A 25305-nucleotide genomic window follows, 5' to 3' on the forward strand; every position below is an offset into this window, starting at 1 on the left:
AAACATACTCAATCATCATTCAAATTAAGTTGAATTCAGGTAGTTTGGGACAATGGGGTTATTTCTCTCTTTTCTACTCGTAAATACCTTGGGATGCCTTGTTGAAGAAAAATGCGTGCTTGATAAAGCTCATACCCCATCATACTGATATATAATCGATAATAATCAAGTGAACTGAGCGACTGGAGCAGCGATGTCTGTACAGCATTTTGACGATGACACCCATGAAGATGATTTAATTAGTCCGGAACAGCGTGCTCAGGCAGCGAGTAAAACCACTTGGGTGAGTGTAGGGGTTAACCTGGTTTTATCGATCTTTCAGATTGTGGTCGGGATTTTTGCCAAGTCCCAAGGCCTGATTGCAGACGGTATTCATACCCTTAGTGATTTGGTGGCTGATTTTATTGTACTGTTTGCCAACCATCACAGTAAAAAAGAGGCAGATGACGATCATCCTTTTGGTCATTACCGCTTTGAAAATGCAGCCTCTTTTATTCTAGGCTTGCTTTTGTTGGGAGTTGGCATTGGAATGCTGGTCATGGCAACCAATAAAATTCTCAATCCGGAACAGATTCCGCAAGTACAGTCAGTGGCCTTGTATATCGCCATGCTGGCCCTGGTAGGCAAAGAATTATTGTTTCGTTACATGCTGAAAGTTGCCAAAAAAGTCAAATCAAGTATGTTGGTAGCGAATGCATGGCATGCCCGTTCTGATGCCGCTTCATCTTTGGTGGTGCTGGTCGGGATTGCAGGAAACTTGTTCGGTTATCCTATTCTTGACCCGATTGCTGCCCTAGTGGTCGGTTTGATGATTATTAAAATGGGGTGGGAATTTGGCTGGCAAGCATTAAGTGATTTGATGGACCGGGCGGCAGATGAACATGAAATTCAGGCCATAGAACAGACCTTCCTTTCCACTGAAGGTATTCAAGGCGTGCATAATATTCGGACCCGTAAAATGGGAGATATGATTATCGTAGATGCACATATTGAGGTAGATGGCAATCTGAGTGTTCGTCAAGGACATGATATTTCAGTGAATGCGAGAAATCTGGTGATGAAGAAGCATCAGGTGATTGATGTCATTACTCATATGGATCCTGTTTAATTTAATTGGGTACACAACCTAAGCGACTGAGCTTTAAACCACAGTGGATTGACAGCGAAATGTCGCTTTATCCGCTCAACTGTCACCTTGTGCTGCGTATTGAGGGTGACATGACTCCTATAAAATAATTTTGAAAGATATCTTTAGAATAAAATTTGGGTAAGCAGGCACATGAATATAAAGAAACTCGCTGTTGTCGGTGCAATTGTGGTTCTGGGGCTGGTGGCCTATCTGGTCTGGAAAAACATGAACCAGCCGGATACACAGGCTTTAGTCAGTGGCAATGGGCGGATTGAAGCGACGGAAATCAATATCTCCAGTAAGTTATCTGGCCAGTTGGAAGAAATTTTGGTACAGGAAGGCGATTTTGTCGAACCAGGCCAGGTTTTGGCACGGATTAAAGTCTCTACACTAGAAGCACAGCTGCGTGAAGTTCAGGCCCAGCAGCGTCAGGCACAGGATGGCATTGCGACCGCAGAAGCCCAGGTGGCTATGCGTATCAGTGAAAAAGCGGCAGCTGCAGCCATGGTCGAGCAGCGTGAAACCGAACTGGTCGCTGCTAAAAATCGTCTGGCACGAACCGAAATTTTGGCCAAAGACGGGGCAGTCTCTAAACAGCAGCTGGATGATGAGCGCGCTGATGTCAAAAGTGTTGCAGCCGTGCTGAGTGCGGCAAGAGCACAAGTGGACAGTGCACAAAGTGCGATTGTGGCCGCGCGCAGCCAGGTGTCGAGCGCACACTCGCAAGTCGATGCCATTAAGGCCACAGTCGAGCGGATCAATTTCGATATTGAAGATGCCCAGCTTAAGGCACCGTTGAAAGCGCGTGTCCAGTTTCTGGTAGCGCAGCCGGGTGAAATGATTTCGGCAGGTGGACGGGTCATGAACCTGATTGATCTGTCTGATGTGTATATGACTTTCTTCCTACCGGAAACCGTGGCTGGACGTATCGCGATAGGTACTGAAGTCCGTATCGTACTGGATGCGGCCAAAAATGTGGTGATTCCTGCCAAGGTATCGTTTGTCGCGGATACTGCGCAGTTCACCCCAAAGATGGTGGAAACTGAAAGTGAACGTCAGAAACTGATGTTCCGTATTAAGGCAAAAATTGATCCAGTGTTGTTGCAGAAATACATCCAGCAAGTCAAAACTGGTCTTCCGGGTGTAGCCTATATCAAAATTGACGAGAATGCGCCTTGGCCTGCATTCCTAAGCAATCTGGTTAAATCATGACAGCAGCATCCGCACAGGGCGAAATCGTTGCCGATATTCAGCAGGTCAGTCTGAAATACGGCAAAACCCAGGCCTTAAAGGAGATTTCCCTGGCATTGCCTGCGGGTTGCATGATTGGTCTGATCGGCCCGGATGGCGTGGGAAAATCCAGCCTGCTGGCATTACTGGCCGGTGCCAAGGTGGTCCAGCAAGGCCGCTTGATGGTGCTTGGTGGAGATATTGCCGACCGAAAGCACCGCAGAAAAGTCTGTCCGCATATTGCCTATATGCCGCAGGGACTTGGCAAGAACCTGTCCAAAACCCTTTCGGTTGAAGAAAACCTGCAGTTTGTCGCCCGTCTGTTTGGACATAATGCTGCAGAAAGCCGAAAACGTATTGATTCACTGACTAAAAGTACGGGGCTATATGAGTTTCTCGATCGTCCAGCCGGAAAACTGTCCGGCGGGATGAAACAAAAACTTGGTCTGTGCTGTTCCCTGATTCATGATCCCGACTTTCTGATCCTGGATGAGCCCACCACCGGTGTTGACCCCTTGGCACGTGCACAATTTTGGGAATTGATTAACCGTATCCGTAGCGTCCGCCCACAGATGAGTGTGATTGTGGCGACTGCCTATATGGATGAAGCACAGGGTTTTGACTGGCTAGCGATGATGGATGAAGGTCGCATCCTGCAAACTGGTAGTCCCGAGGAACTGTTGGCACAGACCGACAGCCGCAGTCTGGAAGAAGCCTACATCAAGCTTTTGCCAGAGCAAAAGAAACAGGGTTATGAGCCGGTGGTGATTCCGCCTTTAGCGGATGATGGTTCGGATGGCTATGCGCTGGAAGCCAAGGACCTGACGGTCAAATTTGGTGACTTTACCGCAGTAGATCATGTCAATTTCCAAATCAGGCGTGGGGAAATCTTTGGATTCTTAGGCTCCAATGGTTGTGGTAAATCGACCACGATGAAGGTCTTGACTGGATTGCTGGAGGCTTCGGAAGGGCAAGCTTGGCTGTTCGGGCAACCGGTGCAAGGCAGTGATATTGCCACGCGTCGGCGTGTTGGGTATATGTCGCAATCCTTTTCACTTTACAGTGAACTGACGATTATCCAGAACCTGGTACTGCATGCCAAACTGTTTCATGTGCCGGCAGAACAGATTGATGCACGTGTTGAGCAGATGCTACAGCGTTTCGATTTGAGGGAACTGAAAGACAAATTGCCGGATGACTTGCCGCTCGGGATCCGCCAGCGTCTGTCATTAGCGGTGGCGCTGGTGCATAATCCGGAAATTTTGATTCTGGATGAGCCGACCTCAGGCGTGGACCCGATTGCCCGGGATAAATTCTGGCATGATCTGATCACCCTGTCGCGCAAAGATGGGGTCACCATCTTTATTTCCACGCACTTTATGAATGAAGCCGAGCGCTGTGACCGTATGTCGCTGATGCATGCCGGTCGGGTGCTGGACAGTGCTGCACCGGTGCAACTGATGCAGAACCGGCAGGCTGCGTCTTTGGAACAGGCATTTATTGGCTATCTGCTGGATGCCGGTGCAGGCAGCCAGACTCCCGCTGAAGAAGAGCTGGAGAGTAGTCCAGCCGAGTGTCAGCCAGCCCGGACGCAGCAGAGAAAATCCAGTCGATTTAGCCTGCAACGTCTGCTTAGTTATGCCTGGCGAGAATCCCTAGAACTGGCACGTGACCCGATTCGCGCCACCATGGCCTTGGTCGGCTCGATTATCCTACTGTTTGTGATGGGCTATGGCATTACCATGGATGTGGATGATCTGACTTTTGCGGTGCTGGATCGGGATCAGACCGGGCTGAGTCAGAATTACAGCATGAGTATTGCCGGTTCGCGTTATTTTGTCGAAAAGACACCTTTGCAAAGTTATGACGACCTGGACCAGCGTATGCGCAGCGGCGATATTGCTCTAGCGATCGAGATTCCGCCCGGTTTTGCCCGGGATGTGGCCCGGGGTGAGGAGGTCAAGATTGGGGCCTGGATCGACGGGGCTATGCCCCAGCGTGCCGAAACGGTCCAGGGCTATGTACAGGGCATTCATGCACACTGGTTGATGCAGCAGGCGCTGGAGCACAGCGGGTATAAGATGTCGAGTACGGTCAATGTGGAAACCCGATTCCGCTATAATCCGGATATCAAGAGCTTGCCCGCAATGGCGCCAGCTTTATTTCCGCTGCTCATTCTGCTGATTCCGGCCATGCTGACAGCGCTGTCTGTGGTGCGGGAAAAAGAACTGGGTTCGATTGTCAATTTGTATGTCACCCCGGTGACCCGCAGTGAGTTCCTGATCGGCAAGCAGATTCCCTACGTGGTGCTGGCCATGCTGAACTATTTCCTGATGTGTCTGATTATTGTGCTGATGTTTGATGTGCCGATTAAAGGCAGTTTTCTGACCCTGACCCTAGCTTCATTCCTGTTTATTATTTTTTCCACGGGTACCGGTTTATTGGCTTCCGCCCTGACCAAGAGTCAGATCGCTTCGATGTTTCTGGTGATGCTTGGCACGCTGATTCCGGTGATGCAGTTTGCCGGTATTATTAATCCAGTTTCTGCGCTGGAAGGATTTGGCCGCTGGTTTGGCGGGATTTATCCTGCTACACATATGGTGAATATTAGTCGTGGCGTGTTTAACAAAGCTTTAGGTTTTCAGGACTTGCATCAGTCTCTTTGGGTAATCTTGCTGTCAGTGCCTGTCATTATGTGTGCGGCAATCCTGGCGCTAAAAAAACAGGAGTCCTAGGATGTTCCGTCAGAAAATACAGAATATCTACCAGCTCGGTTGCAAGGAATTGTGGAGTCTATGGCGTGACCCGGTCATGCTGATCCTGATCATCTACACCTTTACTGTGGCAATTTATACGGCAGCCACAGCCATGACCGATAGTCTGAACATGGCTCCGATTGCAATTGTAGATGAAGATCATTCAACCTTGTCCGAGCGAATTACCTCGGCATTTTATCCACCGTATTTTATTCCACAAAGCACTGAACTGAATTATATGGATGCCGGAATGGATGCTGGGGAATTTACCTTTGCTCTAAATATTCCGGTGAATTTTCAGGAAGATGTGCTTGCAGGAAAAGAAGCGGCGATTCAGGTGAATGTCGACGCCACGCGCATGTCTCAGGCGATGACCGGGGCTGGCTATATTCAGCAGATTATTCAGTCTGAAGTCAGTGAATATGTGTTGCATAGCCGGGAAGTGAGCAGCATGCCGGTTGAACTGGAGATGCGTGCCCGCTTTAACCCGTTGCTGGACCAGAAATGGTTTGGCAGTGTCATGGAAATCATCAATAATGTGGCGATGCTGTCTATCATTCTGACCGGAGCAGCTTTAATTCGCGAGCGTGAGCACGGCACGGTAGAACACCTGATGGTGATGCCGGTCACGGTGTTTGAAATCATGATGTCTAAAGTGTGGTCTATGAGCCTGGTGGTATTGATTGCAGCTTTTGCCGGGCTGAAACTGGTGGTACAGCTGGCCTTGCAGGTTCCGATTGAAGGGAACCTGTTGCTCTTCTTCTTTGGGGCATTATTGACCCTGTTTGCCACCACCTCGATGGGCATTTATCTGGCCACCATGTCGAAATCGATGCCGCAGTTTGGTTTATTGATGATGCTGATTCTGATCCCGATGGAAATGCTCTCAGGTGGGATGACACCGCGGGAAAGCATGCCAGAGGTATTGCAGTATCTGATGCTGATCGCCCCAACCACGCATTTTGTTGAACTGGCCCAAGCTATTCTGTATCGAAATGCCGGGCTAAATATCGTTTGGCCGTCGTTTCTATGGCTGGTTGGAATTGCCGTGCTGTTTTTCTATGTGGCCTGGAAACGTTTTAAGGATACGATTCATACCATGACCTGAGCATAACCAGGGACGGGTAAATATCAGTATTTTTAAATATCGTTGAGTTTTCCGTAAATACAGTTTTGTTTTTATCCCATGAGTTGTCCACAGAAATTGGGGATAATTTTTGCCCTGGAAAGGCCGGGAACATTGAAAAAATTCCTAATTTGATTAAAAAATAACCGTTTTGTTGGCAGGAAGTGTCAACAATGCTCATAAAAAAACCGACTTGTTTCTAAGTCGGTTGAACGAGGTCGTTCTAGAGGGTATGACTCAATGTAAGCTAATGATCTTAACGTAATCTTAAAACCGTTATTCACCAATTAAAATGTCTATGCGATAAACCATTTAAAATGTCCTGTTTTTAACTGCAAGAGTCAAGCACAGGATTCAGATTTCGTTGTTGAACTGCTGTTTTCTGTGCACGTCTTCTTGGCATTTTGTGAGAACGATTGTGTTTGTTTTGCTGTTCCAATTCTTCACGCTGTTGTTGAATATGCGCCAGCACAGAACCCAAACGTTTATTCTCAACGACCTCTCTCTGGTTGAGCTGACTTAACTTATCAAAGATGCTGTATTGATTTTTCGACCTTGATGTTCAATCACTACCATACCATCCGGGTATTCTAGAAACTCAAGATATTTGCCAATCAGCCTCTGATTTTCCTATTTATTATCAAGGAGATATACGCATTTATCATAAGTAATGGTCAAGCTATTCGTGACTCTACGGGGTTCACGCCAGGTAAAAACATCATCTAATTCCTCAGCGGTTTCAGTCACAGTTCGGTGCAGATCCTTGGGATTAAAAGCTGTCTTAGCAAACTTATGATTAAACTGCTCGATAAAGCAGGGCAACCACTTATTCGTATCAGCAATTGAACTGATACCTTCGAGGCGAATTTTCTTGATCAGACGGTTCTGAAGGGTTCTGTTGGCGCATTCTACGCGACCTTTGGCCTGCGGTGAATTTGGCGAAATGATATCGATTTAAGGGTGCTGAGCACGCGTCCAAACTGGGTAATCTTGGTGTCTTTCTTGCTATTTTGATTCACCTTAAACACTAGATGTTTGTACCTGTAAAAACGCTAAGGGCTTACCGTGCTGTTCAATATACAAGCGTGTTGAAATCATATAGTCAAAGGCTGATTCTGACTCGCAGAAGCGTAAATGCTGCAATTTGCCTGTGGCATCATCAATAAACAGCATTTAGGGGTTGGTCCTTCAAACCAGTCATGATGTGAGCCATCAATCTTGATCAGTTCACTGAAGCAATCCCGATTATATCGAGGCTGATATGGACGTTAGCTATCGTGAACTTCAGGAAATGCTGGCCGAGCGTGGTGTGAATGTTGATCACACGACTATTTACCGTTGGGTTCAACGTTATGCCCTTGAAATAGAAAAACAGTTACGCTGGTATTGGTGTAATCCTACTAATATCAGCCCGTGGCATATTGATGAAACCTATGTAAAAGTGAATGGACGATGGTCTTATCTGTATCGTGCAGTCGATCAACGTGGCTATACCATTGATTTTTACCTTTCTTCTAGACGTAATACCAAATCAGCCTATTGTTTACTCGGAAAAATTTTAAATAATGTAAAGAAATGGCAAATTCCACAGGTGATCAATACGGATAAAGTACCTACATATGGAAGTGCTTTATCATGGTTAAAACAGGAAGGTAAATGTCCACCAGACCTTGAGCACAGGAAAATTAAGTATAAAAATAACGTGATTGAATGTGATTATGGCAAACTAAAGCGGATCATCAGGGCTACGTTAGGATTCAAATCCATGAAAACGGCTTATGCCACAATTAAAGGTATTGAAGTTATGCGTGCACTACGTAAAGGACAAGCTTCGTCATTTTATTATGGTCAGCCTCAGGGTGAAGTGTGTCTAATCAACAGGGTTTTTGGTCTAAATATGAATAAAACTATGATTTTACATAAATAAGATGAGTTTTTGATATGCCTATATTTTCAGCACAAATTATTGATAAAAAACAATTTTAGCAAAAGCTTTTTTCAATACAGCTCAACAACTCAATCTAACCCAAACTCAACTTGCTGTTATTCTAGGGGTATCTCAGCCAACAATAAGTCGGTTAAAAACCCAACTTAAATTAGACCTAGCTTCAAAGCAAGGTGAATTAGCATTATTACTTATCAAACTGTATACAGCTTTATATGATTTAAACGGTGGTGATCTAGATTGGATACTCCATTTTCTTAACTCTAAAAACAGGGTAACTGGTGGAGTTCCAGTGGAACAAATTGAAACTGCACGTGGCTTGGTTTCAGTACTACAGTTTGTTGAGGCTATTCGGGGGAATTGAATGGATACTATCGGGATGTTGAGCAGATAACAAAAGTGGGGTTCAGTGGACGCTTACAATAAAATAGAAACATTATTCAGCTTATTGAAAGGACAATACAATTTAGTCACGAGTAAAGCAGGTAGTATTTCGGGATTTTTAAGTGGGATTTATGTTTCGTTATGTGCATACCAATTAACCCATCGAAATAAGCCAACCATTCAAATTATAGAATCATTGGCTTAAACAGGATTGGGGCTAAATAATCTTTCTCTCTAAAGGTGAGGATATAGACACTTTAGACGGGTTCTAATACGCTATTTTATAAGGTGTTTGGTGTACTGCTAAATTAAGTAATTAGCTATAGTAGAGCAAGTGGTTAATTGATTCCTGAAAAGGCGTTACGCTGCGATACTTTCTCTTGAAGTTGCTGTTTTTCCTGAGCGGATAAAAAGGCGATGCTCAAACCGTTTTGCTGCGCTTGTCGGATTTGTGCTTCGGACAAGCCTGCCTGTGGTGCTGCGTGTAAATATTCATGTTGAATATCAATGCCTTCAACCGCAGGATCGTCACTATTAATCGTGGCTAAAATGCCATGTTCAAGAAAGGTTTTAAGCGGATGTTGAGCAATATCGGCAACGGTACTGGTTTGCAGATTTGAGGTAATGCAGGACTCAATCCCGATCTGATGTTCAACTAAATAATCCAGCAATTTTGCATCTTCCACAGCTTTCACCCCATGCCCGATACGGGTTGCACCGAGGGTTTGAATCGCTTGCCAAATACTGCTTGCACCAGCGGCTTCACCTGCATGGACGCTGATGTGCCAGCCTGCATCACGAGCTTGCTTGAAATGATCAATAAACAGTTCCCCTGTAAAGCCCAGTTCATCACCTGCCAAATCTAGTGCGGTAATCTGGTCACGATGAGTCAGTAAGGCATCCAGTTCTTGCTGGCAGCGAACCTGCCCAAAGGTACGACTCATAATACCGATGAGCTTAGCAGGAAGATCAAAGTCACGGCTGCCTTGCTGAACGCCATCAATCACGGCTTCGACTACACCAGCCAGTGGAAGTTGATGGCTCATCGCCATATAAAAGGGTGAAAAGCGCAGTTCCACATAGTCCAAACCTTGTTGGGCTGCATCTTGCATATTTTCCCATGCGACACGACGGCAGGCTTCCAAATCACCCAAGACTTTCACGCCCCAGTCCAGTTTGTTTAAGAAGCTCAGCAGGTCTGGCTGATTGTCCATGACCTGAACATGCGGTAGTAGTTCCGGCAGGGTGTTGGCAGGCAGTTGAATCTGAAATTGCTGCCCCAGTTCTAAAATGGTTTGCGGACGGATATTGCCATCGAGGTGGCGGTGTAAATCGGTGAGCGGGATATTTTTATCAATCATTATTATTCACCTAAGGGTTTATCCAGTCAGAAAAGCGTGATGTCCTCACAGCATAATCGCAAGTATATTCATTCGGATACTGCATAATCATATATGCGGTAGTGAAGACGATATTTTAAAAGAGATAGGCCTTTATTGAATGGATTATGGAGTATTGCTCTATCCTCGCTGATGGACTTGAACAGTGCTAAGAACACTTGTGCTTGGGCATAATCTAGCAGTAGAAATCACCGTCCTTAAAGGGCGGTGAGGACGTCAAATCCATCATGCAGAGAGTACAGAACATATAAAAAGCACTCTTATGCCACGCTCACATTAAATAATGATCCGATCCAAGCACTGAATAACATGGCGATAATTCCCCAAATCATCACCCGAATCGAACCTCTCCAAATACTTGCACCGCCAGCATAACTGGCCAAGGCCCCCATAATTCCGAGACTTAATACCCCAATCAGCATGACGCCTTTCTCTAAGTATTGCTCAGGCAGAAGCATAATTGAAATTAAAGGAAAGAGTGAACCGACTGTAAATGCAATGGCTGAAGAGAATGCGGCACGAAAGGGCTGGGCAGAAGTATGATCTGAAATACCAATTTCATCACGCGCATGTGCATCTAAAGCATTGTGTGCAGTCAGTTGTTGCGCGACTTCTTCAGCTAAAGCGGGTTGTAATCCGCGTTGTATATAAATATTTTTTAACTCATTCAATTCATGTTCGGGATGGCGTTGCAGTTCACGTTGTTCCATCTCCAGATCATTTTGTTCAATGTCTTGCTGGGATTTAACTGAAATATATTCACCTGCAGCCATTGATGCAGCCCCAGAGATCAATCCGGCGATACAGGTCACCAGTAGGGTATGGGTAGATGCGCCACTGGCTGCAATTCCCACCACCAGACTGGTGACTGAAATAATCCCGTCATTTGCCCCCAGCACCGCTGCACGTAACCATCCAGCACGTTCAATATAATGTTTTTCGATATGATAAGAATGGCGCACAATAAACTCTCTTGCTATTATACACATGATTATAGTCAATATAGGATGACGAAACCTTAATTGAGCAAGACAATAGCGAATATAAATCCGTATCCATACCTATCCCTGCCATTTTGAATAACTTGCTTTAAATACCCATCAATCCAGGACTGCATCCATATTCAGGCTGGATATCATCGGTATTTTGTTTACTGGTGATCAAATCAAGGGTAATCCCCCCTAAAAACAATAGGATTTAAAAGTAGAATTTTCTCTTAAGATACAAGCAGGGGATTCTGCATGAAAACATCTAAATTTACAGACAGCCAGATCATGTCCATCTTGAAACAAGCGGAATCTGGCACACCTGTAGCTATTCTTTGTCGTGAACACGGCATGAGCAATGCTACATTCTATAAATGGTGTGCCAAATATGGCTGTATTGATATGTCATTAATGGCTAGACTCAGAAAGTTAGAAGCAGAAAATGCCAGACTGAAAAAAATGTATGCTGAAGAGCGATTAAAAGCAGAGATCATTCAGGAAGCAATGGCAATGAGTAGCACTGCTACGCAAGGGTGAAGCCATCTTGCCGACGTAAGATGGCACAGCAGGCAGTTGCCCAATATGCCATTAGTATTCGTTTGGCTTGCACTGCATTTGAAATCAGTGAGACCTGCTATCGTTATCAAGCTAAACTCAGTGATGACAATGCTTTCATTGCAGAACAGCTCATTGAACTGACTGAAGAAAATACAGATTGGGGTTTTGGTCTGTGTTTTTCTTATCTACGTCATGTTGAAAGCCATCACTGGAACCACAAGCGTATTTACCGTATTTACTATGTTTTCGCTACGCTCAAACTCTATTGAACTTAGTTCATTGGGGCAATTTTTTGCAAATACCTGGAATCAATTCTCTAAAAACAAAAGCAATTCCGGATTCGCTTCGCTCATGAGTTTTTTATGCTCCGTCTAGACTCAAATTAAGTTTGTTCGCACCCTTCGGGATGCTCTGTATCTAAATCTAAGAATCAAAGGAAAGCTTGTAATCAGGGAAAAAGCATAGCGAGAATTTTGATTGCATCCGTTCGCTCGTAGACACTCGCTCTGTTTATACAGATAAAGCACATAGACTTAAAAACCAGGACCTCCAAAATCATAGTCATCAGGTTTTGGCTTCTTCAATTCATGCTGATCAGGTTGAGGCCGTGGATTGATGTGTGTGTGGATCGGCTGTTCAGGTTTTGAATAGACCTTAAATTCAACAGATGGGGTTGGGTAATGCTGGGCATGGTTGAATTTTCGGGTCATTTGCTGTGTATTCCACATTTCACTTTCAATGATCGAATTCTGCGCTTTGACGATTGTCACAATATCGTTTTCGAGTTCTTTTTTATTCTTTGCTTTTTTGAGTAAGTAATTGACGTAGTACATAACCTCCAGTGTTGAGTAGGGTTCATTACTACAACTATAAAAATATTCATGTTTCTGGTCTATTTTCTTCTGGCGTTCTTCTAGTTCTCGTTCTTGGTGATTGTGTTCTCGGATCTTCTGGATCTCAGCGAGGTATTCAGGGGTCGCATTTTGTTTGCCGACACCCAATTTAGGTTCAGGAAGGTACAAGGTACCGTGGATCTCATTGTATTTTTCATAGCTATCTGCTGACACTTGGTTTTTGATTGTGATGTCTTGTCCATCTAGCCTGTAGGTGACAGTCGGGCAGTGTTGAGCAAGGGCATCATTGAGGTGATTTTCCCATTGTTTTCGGATGTAGATCAGGAAAGCAGAATAATCTTCATGACCTTCTTGGAGTTGGATTTTCTTGGCACCGCCTTTCGATGGGTCTTTAGCGTTATAGCGTTTGAAATACTGTTCGGCTGTTCGTTCTATGCCATCATCGGCTTTCAATGAGAACATGAGGTGACAGTGAGGCTGATCTTCGCCACTGATGCGCGATTTTACGTTATGTATGGCGTATGAATGAGGATAGTTAAAGCTAGCTACATGTTTTTCTAAAAACGTCTCTATGAGCATTTTACGCTGTTCTGGCGTGAATTCATTCGGTAGGGCAATTTCGTACTCAATGTACGCTTTGGCATTTGCTCGTTCATAGGTATCCGCGGCTTGCCAAAACTCGATTGGATCTTGGACGAAGGCAGGCATACAGCGACCAGGTTCAATGTGCTCGATGGTCTCATTACTGGTTTTGCGGATGTCTTCATACTGCATAAGCCTGGAAATGTAGAGATAATGGCCTGATGCATAGCCTTTATTTTTGCTTTTGACGCTGAAATGGTAGCTGGCCATGTTCACCTCTGGTGGCTTGGAGACCGGTTTTTATGCAGTGAAACGAAATGAAAACCGTCCGGATTTGGAACGCCTGAATGGCTGAAAAATCCGGTTAAAGGGGGTCAAGGGGGAAACGCCCAATTGCGTACTAGTTTCTCCGATAGGAAGAAACTGTCAAGTGCGAATTATTTAAAATAAAAATAAAAATTCTTTTCAAGAAATTTTATTTTTATTTTAAATAATTATTTTCAGACTGCCCTATCTATATGGTAAAACCATATAGATAGGTTGCAGTTCTGAAAATTAGGCGGCAGATGATGACTCTTGAAAAAACCAAAAAACGTGGAAGACCAGCTCAATTACTTCAAGTGGCAGAGTTACATGCTTTTGTTGAGTATCTATTAGAAAAAGATCCACGGACCGACTTACTGCTGGTGAAGTCCATGGGCAAGGAATATTTACAGATCTTTTAATTGATGGATTAAGTGGAAGTTCAGCTGATATTTGTGGGCGTATTACACCGGCGTCATTATATTCTCATGTAGATCAAACTTTGGGGCCTTGGGAACAACGTCCAATCTATAAAGCAAATGTACAAACATTCATTACTCTCCGACAAGTAAGTCCTAAAATTCCTTTAGATATTCTTCGACGATTAACTGATTATTTTCCTGATGCTACATCAATATTTTCTCTTGATCCATCATTTGAGCCTGACAGAGAGAATGTACCAGACGAATTCAAAGACATTCCTGTCGACTCAAATAATGCTAGAATTTTTAAGGAATTACAGCTATGTAACCGACATGGATTAGTTGCACCTGTTGATGCTGAGCATATGTATTACGCAGCAATAAAATCCACAGGTTGTAGATTAACGGCTCTAGGTGCACATTATCGAAAGTTGGCAGAAATGAAAAGAATCTAACTTATTTAGACTGAAATTTGTTAAGGGAAAGTTATGGATCTTTTTGATGGAAATAAGATCTTACTATTTATATTCTTCTTTATTCCTGGATTTATTGCATTAAAAACATATGATTTTTTTTATGCTGTGAACAAAAAGGATTTAGGAAAAGAAATATTAGATGCTGTTTTCTTTAGCTGCTTAAATTATTCAGTCATAGGTTTTCCATTAATTTATATTATTGATAATTATAATATTAATCTATTGGGTTTCTTCATTATTGGAATAATCTCTCTTCTAGTAGCACCTTGTTTTTTAGCTTTTTTATGGGTTTATATAATTAATCTAATATGTAAAAAGACAAAATTAGGTAAGTCTCCCCATAAAACCCCATTAGAATATTTTAATAATGAGGTACGTAAGAATAAGCATGTATGGGTTCAAGTAGAGTTAAAAGATGATTCTTTAATAAGTGGTGTCTGAATAGCCACCAAAATTCTAGACACACATAACCATCTTTTGATGGGCCTTTTCATAATCTAATGGAGAACGCTGACCATTGGAACCATGTCTGCGTTTTGAATTGTAGAACATCTCAATATATTCAAAAATATCCGATCTGGCTTCAGTTCTTGATGCATAGATTTTCTTCTTAATTCGTTCCCGCTTTAATAGCTGAAAGAAGCTTTCTGCAACAGCATTGTCATGGCAATTTCCTCTGCGACTCATACTACTTTCAAGATTATGATGCTTGAGAAATGTCTGCCATTCATGGCTGGTGTATTGGCTGCCTTGGTCAGAGTGAATCAGAACTTTATTCTGTGGTTTTCTTCGCCATAAAGCCATCAATAATGCATCTAAAACCAGGTCTGTCGTGATTCTGGATTTCATCGACCAGCCAACTACAAGACGTGAAAACAGGTCAATCACAACTGCGAAATATAGCCACCCTTCATGAGTACGGATATAGGTAATATCTGTCACCCATATTTGGTTGGGATAAGTTGGATTAAATTGGCGGTCTAAAGTGTTTGCGGCAACGATAGCTGGATTACCAGCGTGAGCTCTAGGTTTACGATAGCCACGCTGTGATTTGAGACCATTCGCCTTCATGAGCTGATGTACTCGATTAATCCCGCAACTTTCACCAACATCTTTTAAATCACAGTGAATCTTGCGATAGCCGTAGACTCCGCCAGATTCTAGCCAGAACTGTTTAATTAATCCCGAAAGCTGTTGCCGTTTCCTCGCAGTTTTACTGGTGGGTTGCTTTAACCATGCGTAATAACCACTGTGATGAACATCCAGAGCTGAACATAAACGACGGACAGGCCATATGTGCTGGTTGTCCTGAATAAAGGCGTACCTCATTTGGACTGGCTTGCGAAGTACACCGCGGCCTTTTTTAATATGTCTCTTTCTTCAGTGACCCTTTGCAGCTCTTTTTTTAACTTTGCCAATTCTGCACTTGGATCAGTAGATTCTGTTGTCTTGGGTTGCTGTGGATCATAACGTTTAATCCAGGCATATAAACTATGTGTGGTGGTTCCTAAACGTGCAGCAACTTCGGTCACACTATGACCTTTCTCGGTAACTTGTTTTACTGCTTCAATTTTGAATTCTTCAGGGTATCGTTTACTGCTCATAAGCACCTCGTTAATTAGCCATTTTATCTAACTAAAAGGTGTCTACAAAATTAGTGGCTATTCATACATTGGCATCATTCTTTAAAATTTCAGCTAAAGGATTTTGTCTCGATATATGTGCCAATAATTTCCCAAAATCCCCCTTATCAGGCACTAATTCAAAAGGAATATGGTTAGCATCTAACTCACCATTGGAATATGTAATGATACAACCGAAGGGATGTTTTTTTACTAAATCATGAAGAAGATCTATTCGTCTTTCTTCAAAATGAGGGGGTAAGTACATTTGGTTCTTTCTATAGTTTTGACGTTGTATTACATCAAATTAAGGTAATTAATGGCTACTTATCAACTCTTATTTAAGATAATAGCTGTTATGCGAAATTATCTCGTTTTTCACCATTTAAAGTGTCTGGATTCTAACCTAGAGAAATTTTAACTGGGAATCCTACAAAGGGCTTTATTTCTTTTAGAACAAACATACTTTGCATTTCCTTTATTCCAGGCAATCTTCTAATTGTTGACATTGAGAATTCAGCATAAGTATCAAGATCTGGTGATACAACTTGAAGTAAGAAATCTGCATCTCCCCCAATGCTGTAACATGCAACGACATAATCTAGGGCTGTAACTTCTTCTTCAAATTTTTTAGCTTCCTTTTCGCTATGACTATCAATAGATACACGTATAAATACCATTACGCCTAAATCTATTTTTTTGCGGTCAAGTAATACTCCATATCCTTTAATAATGCTTGTATCTTCAAGTTGTTTGACCCTACGCCAACAAGGAGAGGTAGATAAGTTTAATCGTTCAGATAATTCGGCTGTTGTAATACGTGAGTCTTTCTGTAGCAACTCTAAAATTTTTACATCAGTTTTATCGATTTTTTTACTGGCAGGCATAAATATTCAAATAATTAACTAAATTAGAAATTTTATACCCTTTTTAGAATTTTATATAAAACAAATAGATCAATTTACTCTTTGTTTTTATAAAAAAATAGATCTAATATTTTTTCTTGATCTATTTTCAAATGGACTATCTAGCACAACTCACCACATATCTTTTTACTTTATCTTTAGCAGCAATCCTTCCTGGGCCAGGTATGACAGGGCTAATGTTTAAAACACTTACTCATGGCTATAGAAATGGTGTAATGATGCTCCTTGGCCTTATTACGGGCGATTTAATTTTTTTATTAACGTCTATTTTTTTACTAACTTCTTTAACTCAAATTTTTCCACATTTTTCTTTCTATTTAGTCATGCTATCAAGCATATATTTATTGTATTTAGCTTATAGCTTTTGGTCTTTCAACGGTGATCTTTTACAAACCCAAGATAAAGGTACGGTAAGCGAAACCATCTTTTCTTATCGGGATGGGCTATTTATAACGCTCAGTAATCCTAAAACCATTTCATTTTATCTAGCAATTGTTCCTGCTATTTTTGGAGCATCTAGCTTGAAAGAACAAACTTTTTCTTTAATCGTCATAACAATTTTAACTTTGGGGATCACTGGTGGTCTTTATGTATTTTTTTCTTTAAGTCTAAAAAAAATTCTACGTAATTTAAAAATACAAAGTGCTTTGCTTAAAGGTTTATCTCTAATGATGTGTATCTTAGCTTTAAGCATGATATACAGAGAATTCCCATCCATTTAATATAATGGATAATGGCTGCTATGCAGGATAATGATTTAATAGTTATCCTTTTTTACATTAAAAATGTCCAAACCTCTTTATAAATATAGGCAAAATATGATTCAGGGTAGTTGTTGTTGTGGTGCTGTTAAATTTGAGTTGAATGCTGTTCCTGACATGATGGGAACATGCCATTGTTCACGCTGTCGTAAGCTCGGATCGAGTACGATTATTTTTGTGAAAAAAGAATCCTTTAATTTGCTTCAAGGTAAAGAGTTTATACAAACATATAAGCCTGAACCACCATTTAGCTATGTACGAACGTTCTGTAAAAAGTGCGGAACTGCTTTGGGTGAAATCGGTTCAGAGAGTGCATCTTTTCCAATACCAGTTAATTGTTTGGACGATGATCCTATCTTAAGAAATCAGTTCCATGTTTTTGTTTCATCTAAGCCAGCTTGGTATGAAATAGAAGATGCTGCACCTCAGTATCAGGAAAATCCAAATTAATTGATCATTAGAGTAGATACTCATGCAAAGAACTAAATGAAAAATTTAGTAAGAAGCAAGATGCTGAAATTGAACGCCTACTTGCTAAAGAAACTGTTCCAGCTGATCAACTAGATTTATCTAAAATTACAGACTGGAGCAATGCTGTACGTCATAATCAGTTCTATCGTCCCGTGAAGCAACAAACTTCCATTCGCTTAGACGCGGATGTACTTGCATGGTTTAAAGCTCAAGGCAAAGGCTATCAAACTAGGATGAATGAAATTCTGCGAGATGCTATGCTGAAAGAATTAAAAAATCATCAATAAAAATGGGAGCTTAAGCTCCCATTTTTGACTTCATATAACGTGTATTATATTAATTTTAGGAAAGCTACATATTTTACTATCATGTAAAGAGCTAATAAAAAAATTATCCAAAATAAATAATCGACAAAAAAATTGAGAACAATAAATTGATCCATACCAATGAAAATAAATAATGGATTAATACTTATACTCCCGACCGGAGAAGTTTCACCATCTATTAGGAACTGTAAAGGAAATCCTCCAGCTATAACCTCAACTTTTCCAAGCTTATCTACAATTATGCGGTCAACTAATATATTTTTTTGATAAAATAAAGATAAGTAAGTCAAAATAAAGGCTAAAAAATTGAAATATAATATTTTTTTCATAACTATTCTTTATCATTTAAATTAATTAAAAACAGCCAATAACATAAGCCAGGAAGTAGAGCCATAAGAATAGTCCAGGTATTCGTGTACATCTTCCACCATTCTTTGGAAATTTCTCCTGTATGACTCCACCCTAAAAGGACAAAAAATGGTGTAGCAATAATTAGAGAATTAATACAGATGGTCAGCAAATTAAGGATGCTATAACGGTTTAAAAGAATTGAGAACATGAAACTGAAAGGCACATTCGAAATGCAATAAGCCAGGTAGACAAGTCCATGTCCTATAAAAATCACGAAAATCGAAGATAGGCTATATTCCTGATTCATTATGATAAACAGCACTGCTGTAAAAATAAGTAACGGTAAAGGAGCAAGTAGCAGAGCTTTTACTATTTTTTCATTTGAGTATTTCACTAATTTAACTCTTTTCTCTACTCAATAAATATTAACACTATACTGATTTTCTTGGAGATACTTGCCCCATTTAACATAATGGCCGTTATACGAATTTTTTAAATTTCTTTAATTATCATAAATATAATCTCATTTTTCAAATTTCGCATAAGGTGTATTATGTTAATTTTAGAAAAACTAAACTGATTCAGATTGAAAAATCAAATTTCTTAATAAGAAAAAGATCTGGGCACTTTAGGTTTGGTATTTTTTATAAGATGTTTCTCTGTTCAGTCTATTATGCGTTTTAAAGTTTTTGGATCTACTGCAAAGCTCTTAATGAGTTTCTCTGAATTTTTTCTAATTAATTGCCAATCTTTTAAATGAACTCTTGCAAAACGTGCCTCTAATTGAACTTTCATAAAAGGCTCCGGATTAGAGCAAGATGGCTTTAAATTATTGATGCCAATAAAGAAAAAGAAGAATATACCCTTATTTGATGTTGAGAAAAAGTACAATAAAATGATTGGAAAAATACGAGTTGTGATCGAACACATCAATAGTCAATTGAAAACATTTAGAATATTAAGTGAACGCTATCGAAATAGACGGAAAAGATTCGGTTTACGCATTAACTTAATCGCTGCACTGGTAGACCGGATAAATTTTCAATAATGACTTTCGCAAGAGATCTAGTGTTTTATAGTAGTTTTTTATTTTTAAAAATTCTATTCAAATTGCGGGTATATAAAATCATAACATCCTGTTTTTATGCGATTTACAATACTATAAGGATTAACAATTATACCAATTTCTGCTCTACGGTTCTCGCCCTCTAGATTCCCGACATCAATAAACTCTTCATTAATATGCCAGATATACCAATTGTGAGATAGTTTAATTATTTCCTCACCTATCTGCGCCCCATAATCACTTGTATCCCTGAATAGAATTTTAGAAAAATCACCAACTTCTACGGTGTTTCCTAATTTCTTCCAAAGGTTCATTTTAACGCCGAATTTAGTTACGCAATGAGCATAAAAATCGATATCATCATTAACTATATCCAGTAAGTTAGGCTTGAAACCACATGGATACACAGTCTTAAATACCCTAATAACATCACTATCCAATTGCGTTTTATCATAAGCAATCAGTTGAAAATATTTTTTACTGCCATAATCCAACTCTACAGAAAATACATCACCGATTTTTGTGTAAACTCTAATCATTATTTGATACCAGAACTCTTAGTTGTTCGAGTTTTATTAGTTTTCTTAAAATTAACATAATACACCTTATACGAAATTTGAAAAATGAGATTATCTTTATGATAGTTAAAGAAATTTAAAATGTTATTCACCAATTAAAATGTCCTATTTTTAACTACAAGAGTCAAGAACAGGATTTAAATTTCTTTGTTCAATAACAGCTTTCTGAGCTTTACGACTTGGCATACTTTTCTTGGCACGGGAGCGTTTATTCTGTTTCCTCAACTCTTCGTGTTGCTGTTGAATATGAGCTAGGACTGCGCCTAACCGTTTATTCTCAACCACTTCATTCTGCTGCAGTCCAGCCAGTTTATTGAAGATGCTGTAGTTGATCTTCCGTCTTTCATGCATGATGGCCACAGTACCATCCGGGTACTCCAGAAATGAAATGTATTGCCCAACAAGTTTGTGATTCAGTGCTATTGGCTCAAGCATATAAATACACTTGTCATACGTGATGGTCAGGTTCTTTGTAACTTTACGCGGTTCCTGCCAGGTAAAAATATCTTCCAGTTCAGCATCAGACTCTGTTAAAGGGCGATGCAAGTTCTTTGGGTTTCTCGCACACTTTGCGAACTTCTGATTGAACTTCTCAATGAAGCAGGGCAGCCACGCATTTGCTTCGGCAATTGAGCAGATGCCTTCCAGACGCATCTCCTTAATCAGACGGTCCTGGAGTGTCCTGTTGGCACGTTCCACACGACCTTTGGCCTGTGGCGAGTTGGCAAAGATAATATCAATGTTTAACTCATTCAGAATCCGTCCAAATTGCGTGATCTGGCTGTCCTGGCTGGATTTCTGATTGACTCTGAATACTGAATGTTTGTCACTGTAAAAGGCCAGAGGTTTGCCGTATTGCTCAATGTAGGCTCTAGTCGAAAGCATATAATCAAAGGTGGTTTCGGCCTCACAAAAGCGCAGATGCAACAGCTTTCCAGTGGCATCATCGATATAAACCAGTAAGCAGCATTTGGCGGCACGTCCTTCAAACCAGTCATGATATGAGCCATCGATCTGGATCAGCTCACCGAAGCAATCACGGTTATATCTAGGCTGATATGGACGTTTCAGACGCTTGGATCGCGGAATCCAGAGCTTATTGGCAGTCTCCAGCGACGGATCGTTTCCACAGGAATATTTAGGCCAAACATGCTGCTGAGCTTCTCATGCGCCAATGTAGGACCAAAGCCCAGCAAATGTTCAGAAATAATGGAAAGACATTCTGATTTTAACAAATCATCATGGCGACAATGACCCGGCTGACCACGACTGGCATGTGCCAGACCTGAAACGCCATCTTGATTGAGCTTCTGTAATAATCGGGTAATTTGACGTGTTGAAAGATTCAGAATTTCAGCAGCACGGACTTGTGTAATACGTTGATTTCGAACGTCTTGCAGAACCGCAAGACGTTGTATTTCCTTGTCAGACATAGTGATCAGCATCTCGATTCATATCCAGTCCATGATGTTGATGCGCATCATAGACCAGACATTTTTATTGGTGAGAATACAGACACTTTAAATGGTTTCTAACATTTTATGTTATTCCCAAGTAGAAATGTCCTACCTTAAAACCAAATAGAAATGTCCTATACCGACATTTCCAAGTCAAGTACAGGATTTAGATTTCGTTGTTGAACCGCTGTTTTCTGTGCACGTCTACGTGGCATAGATTGGGAACGATTGCGTTTGTTTTGTTGTTCTAATTCTTCATGCTGTTGTTGAATATGCGCTAGCACAGAACCCAAACGTTTATTCTCCACAATCTCTCTCTGGTTGAGATGGCTTAATTTATCGAAGATGCTGTAATTGATTTTTCTGCCTTGATGTTCAATCGCCACCGTACCATCCGGGTATTCTAGAAATTCAAGATATTTACCGATTAGCCTCTGATTTTCTTCTGTATTCTCTAGGAGATATACGCATTTATCATAAGTGATCGTCAGGCTATTGGTGACTCTGCGGGGTTCACGCCAGGTAAAAATATCATCTAATTCCTCAACAGTTTCAGTGACAGTCCGGTGTATATCCTTGGGATTAAAAGCCATCTTGGCAAATTTACGATTAAACTGCTCGATAAAGCAGGGCAACCACTCATTCGCATCGGCAATCGAACTGATACCCTCTAGGCGCATTTCCTTGATCAGGCGATCCTGTAAGGTTCTGTTGGCACGTTCTACGCGACCTTTGGCCTGGGGGGAGTTAGCGAAGATGATATCGATATTGAGGGTGCTAAGTACGCGTCCAAATTGCGTAACCTTGGTGTCTTTCTTGCTGCTTTGATTCACCCTAAACACTGAATGTTTATCACTGTAAAACGCCAGAGGTTTACCATGCTGTTCGACATACAAACGTGTTGAAATCATATAGTCAAAGGCTGATTCTGATTCACAGAAGCGTAAATGTTGCAATTTCCCTGTGGCATCATCAATAAATACCAGCAGACAGCATTTAGCAGCACGTCCTTCAAACCAGTCATGGTATGAGCCATCGATCTGGATCAATTCACCATAACAATCCCGATTATAACGAGGCTGATACGGGCGTTTCAGGCGCTTGGAGCGAGGAATCCATAAATCAGCTGCAATCATCCAGGAACGGAGTGTTTCTACTGAAATATTGAAGCCATGAACAGCTGTCAGCTTTTCATGGGCTAAAGTTGGTCCGAACCCATGGAATTGATCAGCGACAAGATTGAGGCACTTGAGTCTGAGTTCTTCAGGAAGTTTGGAATTGCTGGTTTGACCACGTGCAGCATGTGCTAACGCGGCTGGACCTTGAGCTTTGTATTTTTGCAATAATCGTCTGATCTGACGTTCTGAAATATGAAGTAGCTGAGCAGCCTGGGACTGGGTTATGCGTTGATCGCAGATTTCTTGCAAGACCGACAATCGTTTAAGTTCTTTATCCGACATAGACACCAACATATCAAACCGTCCGCTTCGATAATCGCAAAAGTGCGTATTCTAAAAGCGGACATTTTTACTTTGGAGAAACCGGACATTTCTACTTTGGGCTTACATTTTAGCTTCGTATAAGGTGTATTATGTTAATTTTAGGAAATATAAAAAATCAAAATGAATGATGACGAAATTTTCTGTTTAAAAATACAATTGAGGGTTGGTTTAATTCAGCCTAAACAGATTCAAAGATGTCTAAATAAAAGATTTCTCAAAAATTATACTGATCAACTACTTTTAGAAATGTCTTTTATACGAAGAGAGCTAGACTTAAAAAAATTCATTTATAATCTAGTGGATAATTCTTTAAATAGAGAGCAGATAGCTTTAAAAATATTCAAAAAATATTTTTATAAAAAAATGCCTAGAGAACTGGATGAGAATTTAGATATTCATATTGAAAATTTAAAATTTATAGCAGATTACCTTGTTAATTTTAATGAATTACGTAATGAACCTTTTCTATCTAGTTACATTACTGCTTTTGATGATCAAATTACAGAAGCTTCTTTCGGCAATATCGGTATGTGGCCAAAAGAAGCTTATTCTGAACTATATAGATATCTACAAAATTGGATACAAAGTATCGTCGAATGAGTGTATTTAACATAATGTACGTTATACGAAATTAATTTTGTAAGCCCCAAATAGAAATGTCCGGTTTCTCCAAAGTAAAAATGTCCGCTTTTAGAATATGCGCTTTTGCGATTATCGAAGCGGACGGTTTGATATGTTGGTGTCTATGTCGGATAAAGAACTTAAACGATTGTCGATCTTGCAGGAAATCTGTGATCAACGCATAACTCAATCCCAAGCTGCTCAGTTATTGCATATTTCTGAACGTCAGATCAGACGCTTATTGCAAAAATACAAAGCTCAAGGCCCAGCTGCATTAGCCCATGCCGGTCGTGGCCAAACCAGCAATTCCAAGCTTCCTGAAGAACTCAGACTCAAGTGCCTCAATATTATTTCTGATCAACTTCATGGTTTAGGACCCACTTTAGCGCATGAAAAGCTCACCACCGTGCATGGATTCGATCTTTCAGTAGAAACCCTGCGTTGCTGGATGATTGCAGCCGATTTATGGATTCCTCGCTGCAAGCGATTGAAACGTCCATATCAGCCTCGATATAACCGGGATTGTTATGGTGAACTGGTACAAATCGATGGCTCACACCATGACTGGTTTGAAGGACGCGCTGCTAAATGCTGTTTGCTGGTGTTTATCGATGATGCCACAGGCAAATTACAGCATTTACGCTTCTGTGAATCAGAATCAACCTTTGACTATATGATTTCAACACGCCTGTATGTCGAACAGCACGGTAAGCCTTTAGCATTTTACAGCGACAAACATTCAGTCTTTAGGGTGAATCAAAGCAGCAAGAAAGACACCAAAGTTACGCAATTTGGACGCGTACTCAGTACCCTCAATATCGATATCATCTTCGCTAACTCACCTCAGGCCAAAGGTCGCGTAGAACGTGCCAACAGAACCCTTCAGGACCGTCTGATCAAGGAAATGCGCCTGGAGGGTATCAATTCGATTGCAGATGCGAATAAGTGGTTGCCCTGCTTTATCGAGCAGTTTAATCGTAAATTTGCCAAGATGGCTTTTAATCCCAAGGATCTACACCGGACTGTCACTGAAACAGCTGAGGAATTAGATGATATTTTTACCTGGCGTGAACCCCGCAGAGTCACGAATAGCTTGACCATTACTTATGATAAATGCGTATATCTCCTGGAGAATACAGAAGAAAATCAGAGGCTGATCGGTAATATCTTGAATTTCTAGAATACCCCGATGGTACGGTAGCGATTGAGCATCAAGGTCGGAAGATCAATTACAGCATCTTCGATAAGTTAAGTCAGCTCAACCAGCGAGAGATCGTTGAGAATAAACGTTTGGGTTCAGTCTTGGCTCATATCCAACAACAGCATGAAGAATTGGAACAACAAAATAAACGCAATCGTTCTCAATCTATGCCACGTAGACGTGCACAGAAAACAGCAATTCAACAACGGAATCTGAATCCTGTGCTTGACTTGGAAAGTCCTGTATAGGACATTTCTATTTGGTTATTAGGT

Annotated in this window: 23 protein-coding genes and 7 pseudogenes; 17 read left to right on the forward strand and 13 right to left on the reverse strand. The window is 41.1% G+C overall.

What is annotated here, in order from left to right; all coding sequences use genetic code 11:
- The first annotated feature begins 193 nt into the window (after nt 1-193).
- The 4 genes from ABJ384_RS14935 (at nt 194) to ABJ384_RS14950 (ending at nt 6223) form a co-directional block, all read left to right on the forward strand.
- Complete coding sequence (locus ABJ384_RS14935) at nt 194-1108, forward strand: cation diffusion facilitator family transporter (RefSeq protein ID WP_349929880.1); 915 nt, start codon at nt 194-196, stop codon at nt 1106-1108.
- A gap of 171 nt (nt 1109-1279) precedes the next feature.
- A complete protein-coding gene (locus ABJ384_RS14940) occupies nt 1280-2341 on the forward strand; it encodes an HlyD family efflux transporter periplasmic adaptor subunit (RefSeq protein ID WP_349929881.1) in 1062 nt (353 codons plus the stop codon).
- Entirely contained in the window at nt 2338-5094 is a 2757-nt protein-coding gene (rbbA, locus tag ABJ384_RS14945; protein ID WP_349929882.1) for a ribosome-associated ATPase/putative transporter RbbA, read from the forward strand. Before ABJ384_RS14940 ends, rbbA begins: the two co-directional genes overlap by 4 nt.
- Nucleotide 5095: 1 nt before the next feature.
- Entirely contained in the window at nt 5096-6223 is a 1128-nt protein-coding gene (locus ABJ384_RS14950; protein WP_349929883.1) for an ABC transporter permease, read from the forward strand.
- Between the two features lie 346 nt (nt 6224-6569).
- Here the strand turns inward: ABJ384_RS14950 and ABJ384_RS14955 are convergent.
- Nucleotides 6570-7509, reverse strand: a pseudogene (locus ABJ384_RS14955) (ISNCY family transposase); the annotation flags it as partial.
- Between ABJ384_RS14955 and ABJ384_RS14960 the strand changes: the two are divergent.
- The 3 genes and pseudogenes from ABJ384_RS14960 to ABJ384_RS14970 form a co-directional block, all read left to right on the forward strand.
- Nucleotides 7509-8168: pseudogene (locus ABJ384_RS14960) on the forward strand (IS6 family transposase); the annotation flags it as partial. The pseudogenes ABJ384_RS14955 and ABJ384_RS14960 sit on opposite strands and share 1 nt — an antisense overlap.
- A gap of 52 nt (nt 8169-8220) precedes the next feature.
- Entirely contained in the window at nt 8221-8550 is a 330-nt protein-coding gene (locus tag ABJ384_RS14965) for an XRE family transcriptional regulator (RefSeq protein ID WP_349929901.1), read from the forward strand.
- A gap of 57 nt (nt 8551-8607) precedes the next feature.
- Nucleotides 8608-8775, forward strand: a pseudogene (locus ABJ384_RS14970) (IS982 family transposase); the annotation flags it as partial.
- 133 nt (nt 8776-8908) lie between these two features.
- Here the strand turns inward: ABJ384_RS14970 and add are convergent.
- Both add and ABJ384_RS14980 read right to left on the reverse strand, forming a co-directional pair.
- On the reverse strand, nt 8909-9931 hold the full coding sequence (gene add, locus ABJ384_RS14975; RefSeq protein ID WP_349929884.1) for an adenosine deaminase: 1023 nt from the start codon (nt 9929-9931) through the stop codon (nt 8909-8911).
- 299 nt (nt 9932-10230) lie between these two features.
- A complete protein-coding gene (locus ABJ384_RS14980) occupies nt 10231-10932 on the reverse strand; it encodes a VIT family protein (RefSeq protein ID WP_349929885.1) in 702 nt (233 codons plus the stop codon).
- Between the two features lie 279 nt (nt 10933-11211).
- On the opposite strand from ABJ384_RS14980, the pseudogene ABJ384_RS14985 reads away from it, so the two are divergent.
- Nucleotides 11212-11753 (forward strand): annotated as a pseudogene (locus ABJ384_RS14985) (transposase); the annotation flags it as partial.
- 294 nt (nt 11754-12047) lie between these two features.
- Here the strand turns inward: ABJ384_RS14985 and ABJ384_RS14990 are convergent.
- Nucleotides 12048-13220: a MobA/MobL family protein gene (locus ABJ384_RS14990; RefSeq protein ID WP_349929886.1), complete on the reverse strand. Its 1173-nt coding sequence runs from the start codon at nt 13218-13220 to the stop codon at nt 12048-12050.
- Between the two features lie 296 nt (nt 13221-13516).
- On the opposite strand from ABJ384_RS14990, the gene ABJ384_RS14995 reads away from it, so the two are divergent.
- The 3 genes from ABJ384_RS14995 to ABJ384_RS15005 all read left to right on the forward strand — a co-directional run bounded on the left by ABJ384_RS14995 (nt 13517) and on the right by ABJ384_RS15005 (nt 14592).
- Nucleotides 13517-13675, forward strand: a complete 159-nt coding sequence (locus ABJ384_RS14995; protein WP_349929909.1) for a hypothetical protein — start codon at nt 13517-13519, stop codon at nt 13673-13675.
- An 80-nt stretch (nt 13676-13755) separates the two neighbouring features.
- On the forward strand, nt 13756-14130 hold the full coding sequence (locus tag ABJ384_RS15000) for a hypothetical protein (RefSeq protein ID WP_349929887.1): 375 nt from the start codon (nt 13756-13758) through the stop codon (nt 14128-14130).
- A 33-nt stretch (nt 14131-14163) separates the two neighbouring features.
- Nucleotides 14164-14592 carry a DUF6338 family protein gene (locus ABJ384_RS15005; protein WP_349929888.1) on the forward strand — a complete coding sequence of 143 codons (429 nt, stop codon included), beginning with the start codon at nt 14164-14166 and terminating at the stop codon, nt 14590-14592.
- Between the two features lie 15 nt (nt 14593-14607).
- Here ABJ384_RS15005 and ABJ384_RS15010 read toward each other — a convergent pair.
- The 3 genes from ABJ384_RS15010 to ABJ384_RS15020 all read right to left on the reverse strand — a co-directional run bounded on the left by ABJ384_RS15010 (nt 14608) and on the right by ABJ384_RS15020 (nt 16660).
- Nucleotides 14608-15755 (reverse strand): IS3 family transposase gene (locus tag ABJ384_RS15010; RefSeq protein ID WP_349929889.1). Its coding sequence is split into 2 segments (ribosomal slippage): nt 14608-15509 and nt 15509-15755, totalling 1149 coding nucleotides; the frame shifts between segments, so codons are not numbered across the junction.
- A 61-nt stretch (nt 15756-15816) separates the two neighbouring features.
- Entirely contained in the window at nt 15817-16041 is a 225-nt protein-coding gene (locus ABJ384_RS15015) for an FMN-binding negative transcriptional regulator (protein WP_349929890.1), read from the reverse strand.
- 133 nt (nt 16042-16174) lie between these two features.
- Nucleotides 16175-16660, reverse strand: coding sequence for an Lrp/AsnC family transcriptional regulator (locus ABJ384_RS15020; protein WP_349929891.1), 486 nt, complete (start codon nt 16658-16660; stop codon nt 16175-16177).
- Between the two features lie 131 nt (nt 16661-16791).
- Between ABJ384_RS15020 and ABJ384_RS15025 the strand changes: the two genes are divergently transcribed.
- The 3 genes from ABJ384_RS15025 to ABJ384_RS15035 all read left to right on the forward strand — a co-directional run bounded on the left by ABJ384_RS15025 (nt 16792) and on the right by ABJ384_RS15035 (nt 18218).
- Entirely contained in the window at nt 16792-17421 is a 630-nt protein-coding gene (locus ABJ384_RS15025) for a LysE family translocator (RefSeq protein WP_349929892.1), read from the forward strand.
- A gap of 63 nt (nt 17422-17484) precedes the next feature.
- Complete coding sequence (locus ABJ384_RS15030; RefSeq protein ID WP_205683573.1) at nt 17485-17910, forward strand: GFA family protein; 426 nt, start codon at nt 17485-17487, stop codon at nt 17908-17910.
- 68 nt (nt 17911-17978) lie between these two features.
- A complete protein-coding gene (locus ABJ384_RS15035) occupies nt 17979-18218 on the forward strand; it encodes a BrnA antitoxin family protein (RefSeq protein ID WP_349929902.1) in 240 nt (79 codons plus the stop codon).
- Between the two features lie 44 nt (nt 18219-18262).
- Here the strand turns inward: ABJ384_RS15035 and ABJ384_RS15040 are convergent, their stop codons facing one another.
- The 3 genes from ABJ384_RS15040 to ABJ384_RS15050 all read right to left on the reverse strand — a co-directional run bounded on the left by ABJ384_RS15040 (nt 18263) and on the right by ABJ384_RS15050 (nt 19403).
- Nucleotides 18263-18586, reverse strand: a complete 324-nt coding sequence (locus tag ABJ384_RS15040) for a hypothetical protein (protein ID WP_349929893.1) — start codon at nt 18584-18586, stop codon at nt 18263-18265.
- 2 nt (nt 18587-18588) lie between these two features.
- Nucleotides 18589-19002 carry a hypothetical protein gene (locus ABJ384_RS15045; protein WP_349929894.1) on the reverse strand — a complete coding sequence of 138 codons (414 nt, stop codon included), beginning with the start codon at nt 19000-19002 and terminating at the stop codon, nt 18589-18591.
- 269 nt (nt 19003-19271) lie between these two features.
- Entirely contained in the window at nt 19272-19403 is a 132-nt protein-coding gene (locus ABJ384_RS15050) for a hypothetical protein (RefSeq protein ID WP_349929895.1), read from the reverse strand.
- Nucleotides 19404-19413: 10 nt separating this feature from the next.
- Between ABJ384_RS15050 and ABJ384_RS15055 the strand changes: the two are divergent.
- Nucleotides 19414-19656 (forward strand): annotated as a pseudogene (locus ABJ384_RS15055) (transposase family protein); the annotation flags it as partial.
- A gap of 53 nt (nt 19657-19709) precedes the next feature.
- Here ABJ384_RS15055 and ABJ384_RS15060 read toward each other — a convergent pair.
- The 3 genes and pseudogenes from ABJ384_RS15060 to ABJ384_RS15070 all read right to left on the reverse strand — a co-directional run bounded on the left by ABJ384_RS15060 (nt 19710) and on the right by ABJ384_RS15070 (nt 23169).
- Nucleotides 19710-20213 (reverse strand): hypothetical protein, encoded by a 504-nt coding sequence (locus tag ABJ384_RS15060; protein ID WP_349929896.1) that lies wholly within the window; start codon nt 20211-20213, stop codon nt 19710-19712.
- A gap of 150 nt (nt 20214-20363) precedes the next feature.
- Nucleotides 20364-21697, reverse strand: a pseudogene (locus tag ABJ384_RS15065) (ISNCY family transposase).
- Between the two features lie 146 nt (nt 21698-21843).
- Nucleotides 21844-23169: an ISNCY family transposase gene (locus ABJ384_RS15070; protein ID WP_349929903.1), complete on the reverse strand. Its 1326-nt coding sequence runs from the start codon at nt 23167-23169 to the stop codon at nt 21844-21846.
- 162 nt (nt 23170-23331) lie between these two features.
- Here ABJ384_RS15070 and ABJ384_RS15075 point away from each other — a divergent pair, with 162 nt between their 5' ends.
- The gene (locus ABJ384_RS15075; RefSeq protein WP_349929897.1) at nt 23332-23811 is read left to right on the forward strand and encodes a hypothetical protein; all 480 of its coding nucleotides are present in this window, start codon (nt 23332-23334) and stop codon (nt 23809-23811) included.
- A gap of 145 nt (nt 23812-23956) precedes the next feature.
- Nucleotides 23957-25281, forward strand: a pseudogene (locus ABJ384_RS15080) (ISNCY family transposase).
- Nucleotides 25282-25305: the final 24 nt, after the last annotated feature.

Source organism: Acinetobacter sp. A1-4-2 (assembly GCF_040233925.1).
In the GTDB taxonomy this organism is placed as follows: Bacteria; Pseudomonadota; Gammaproteobacteria; order Pseudomonadales; family Moraxellaceae; genus Acinetobacter.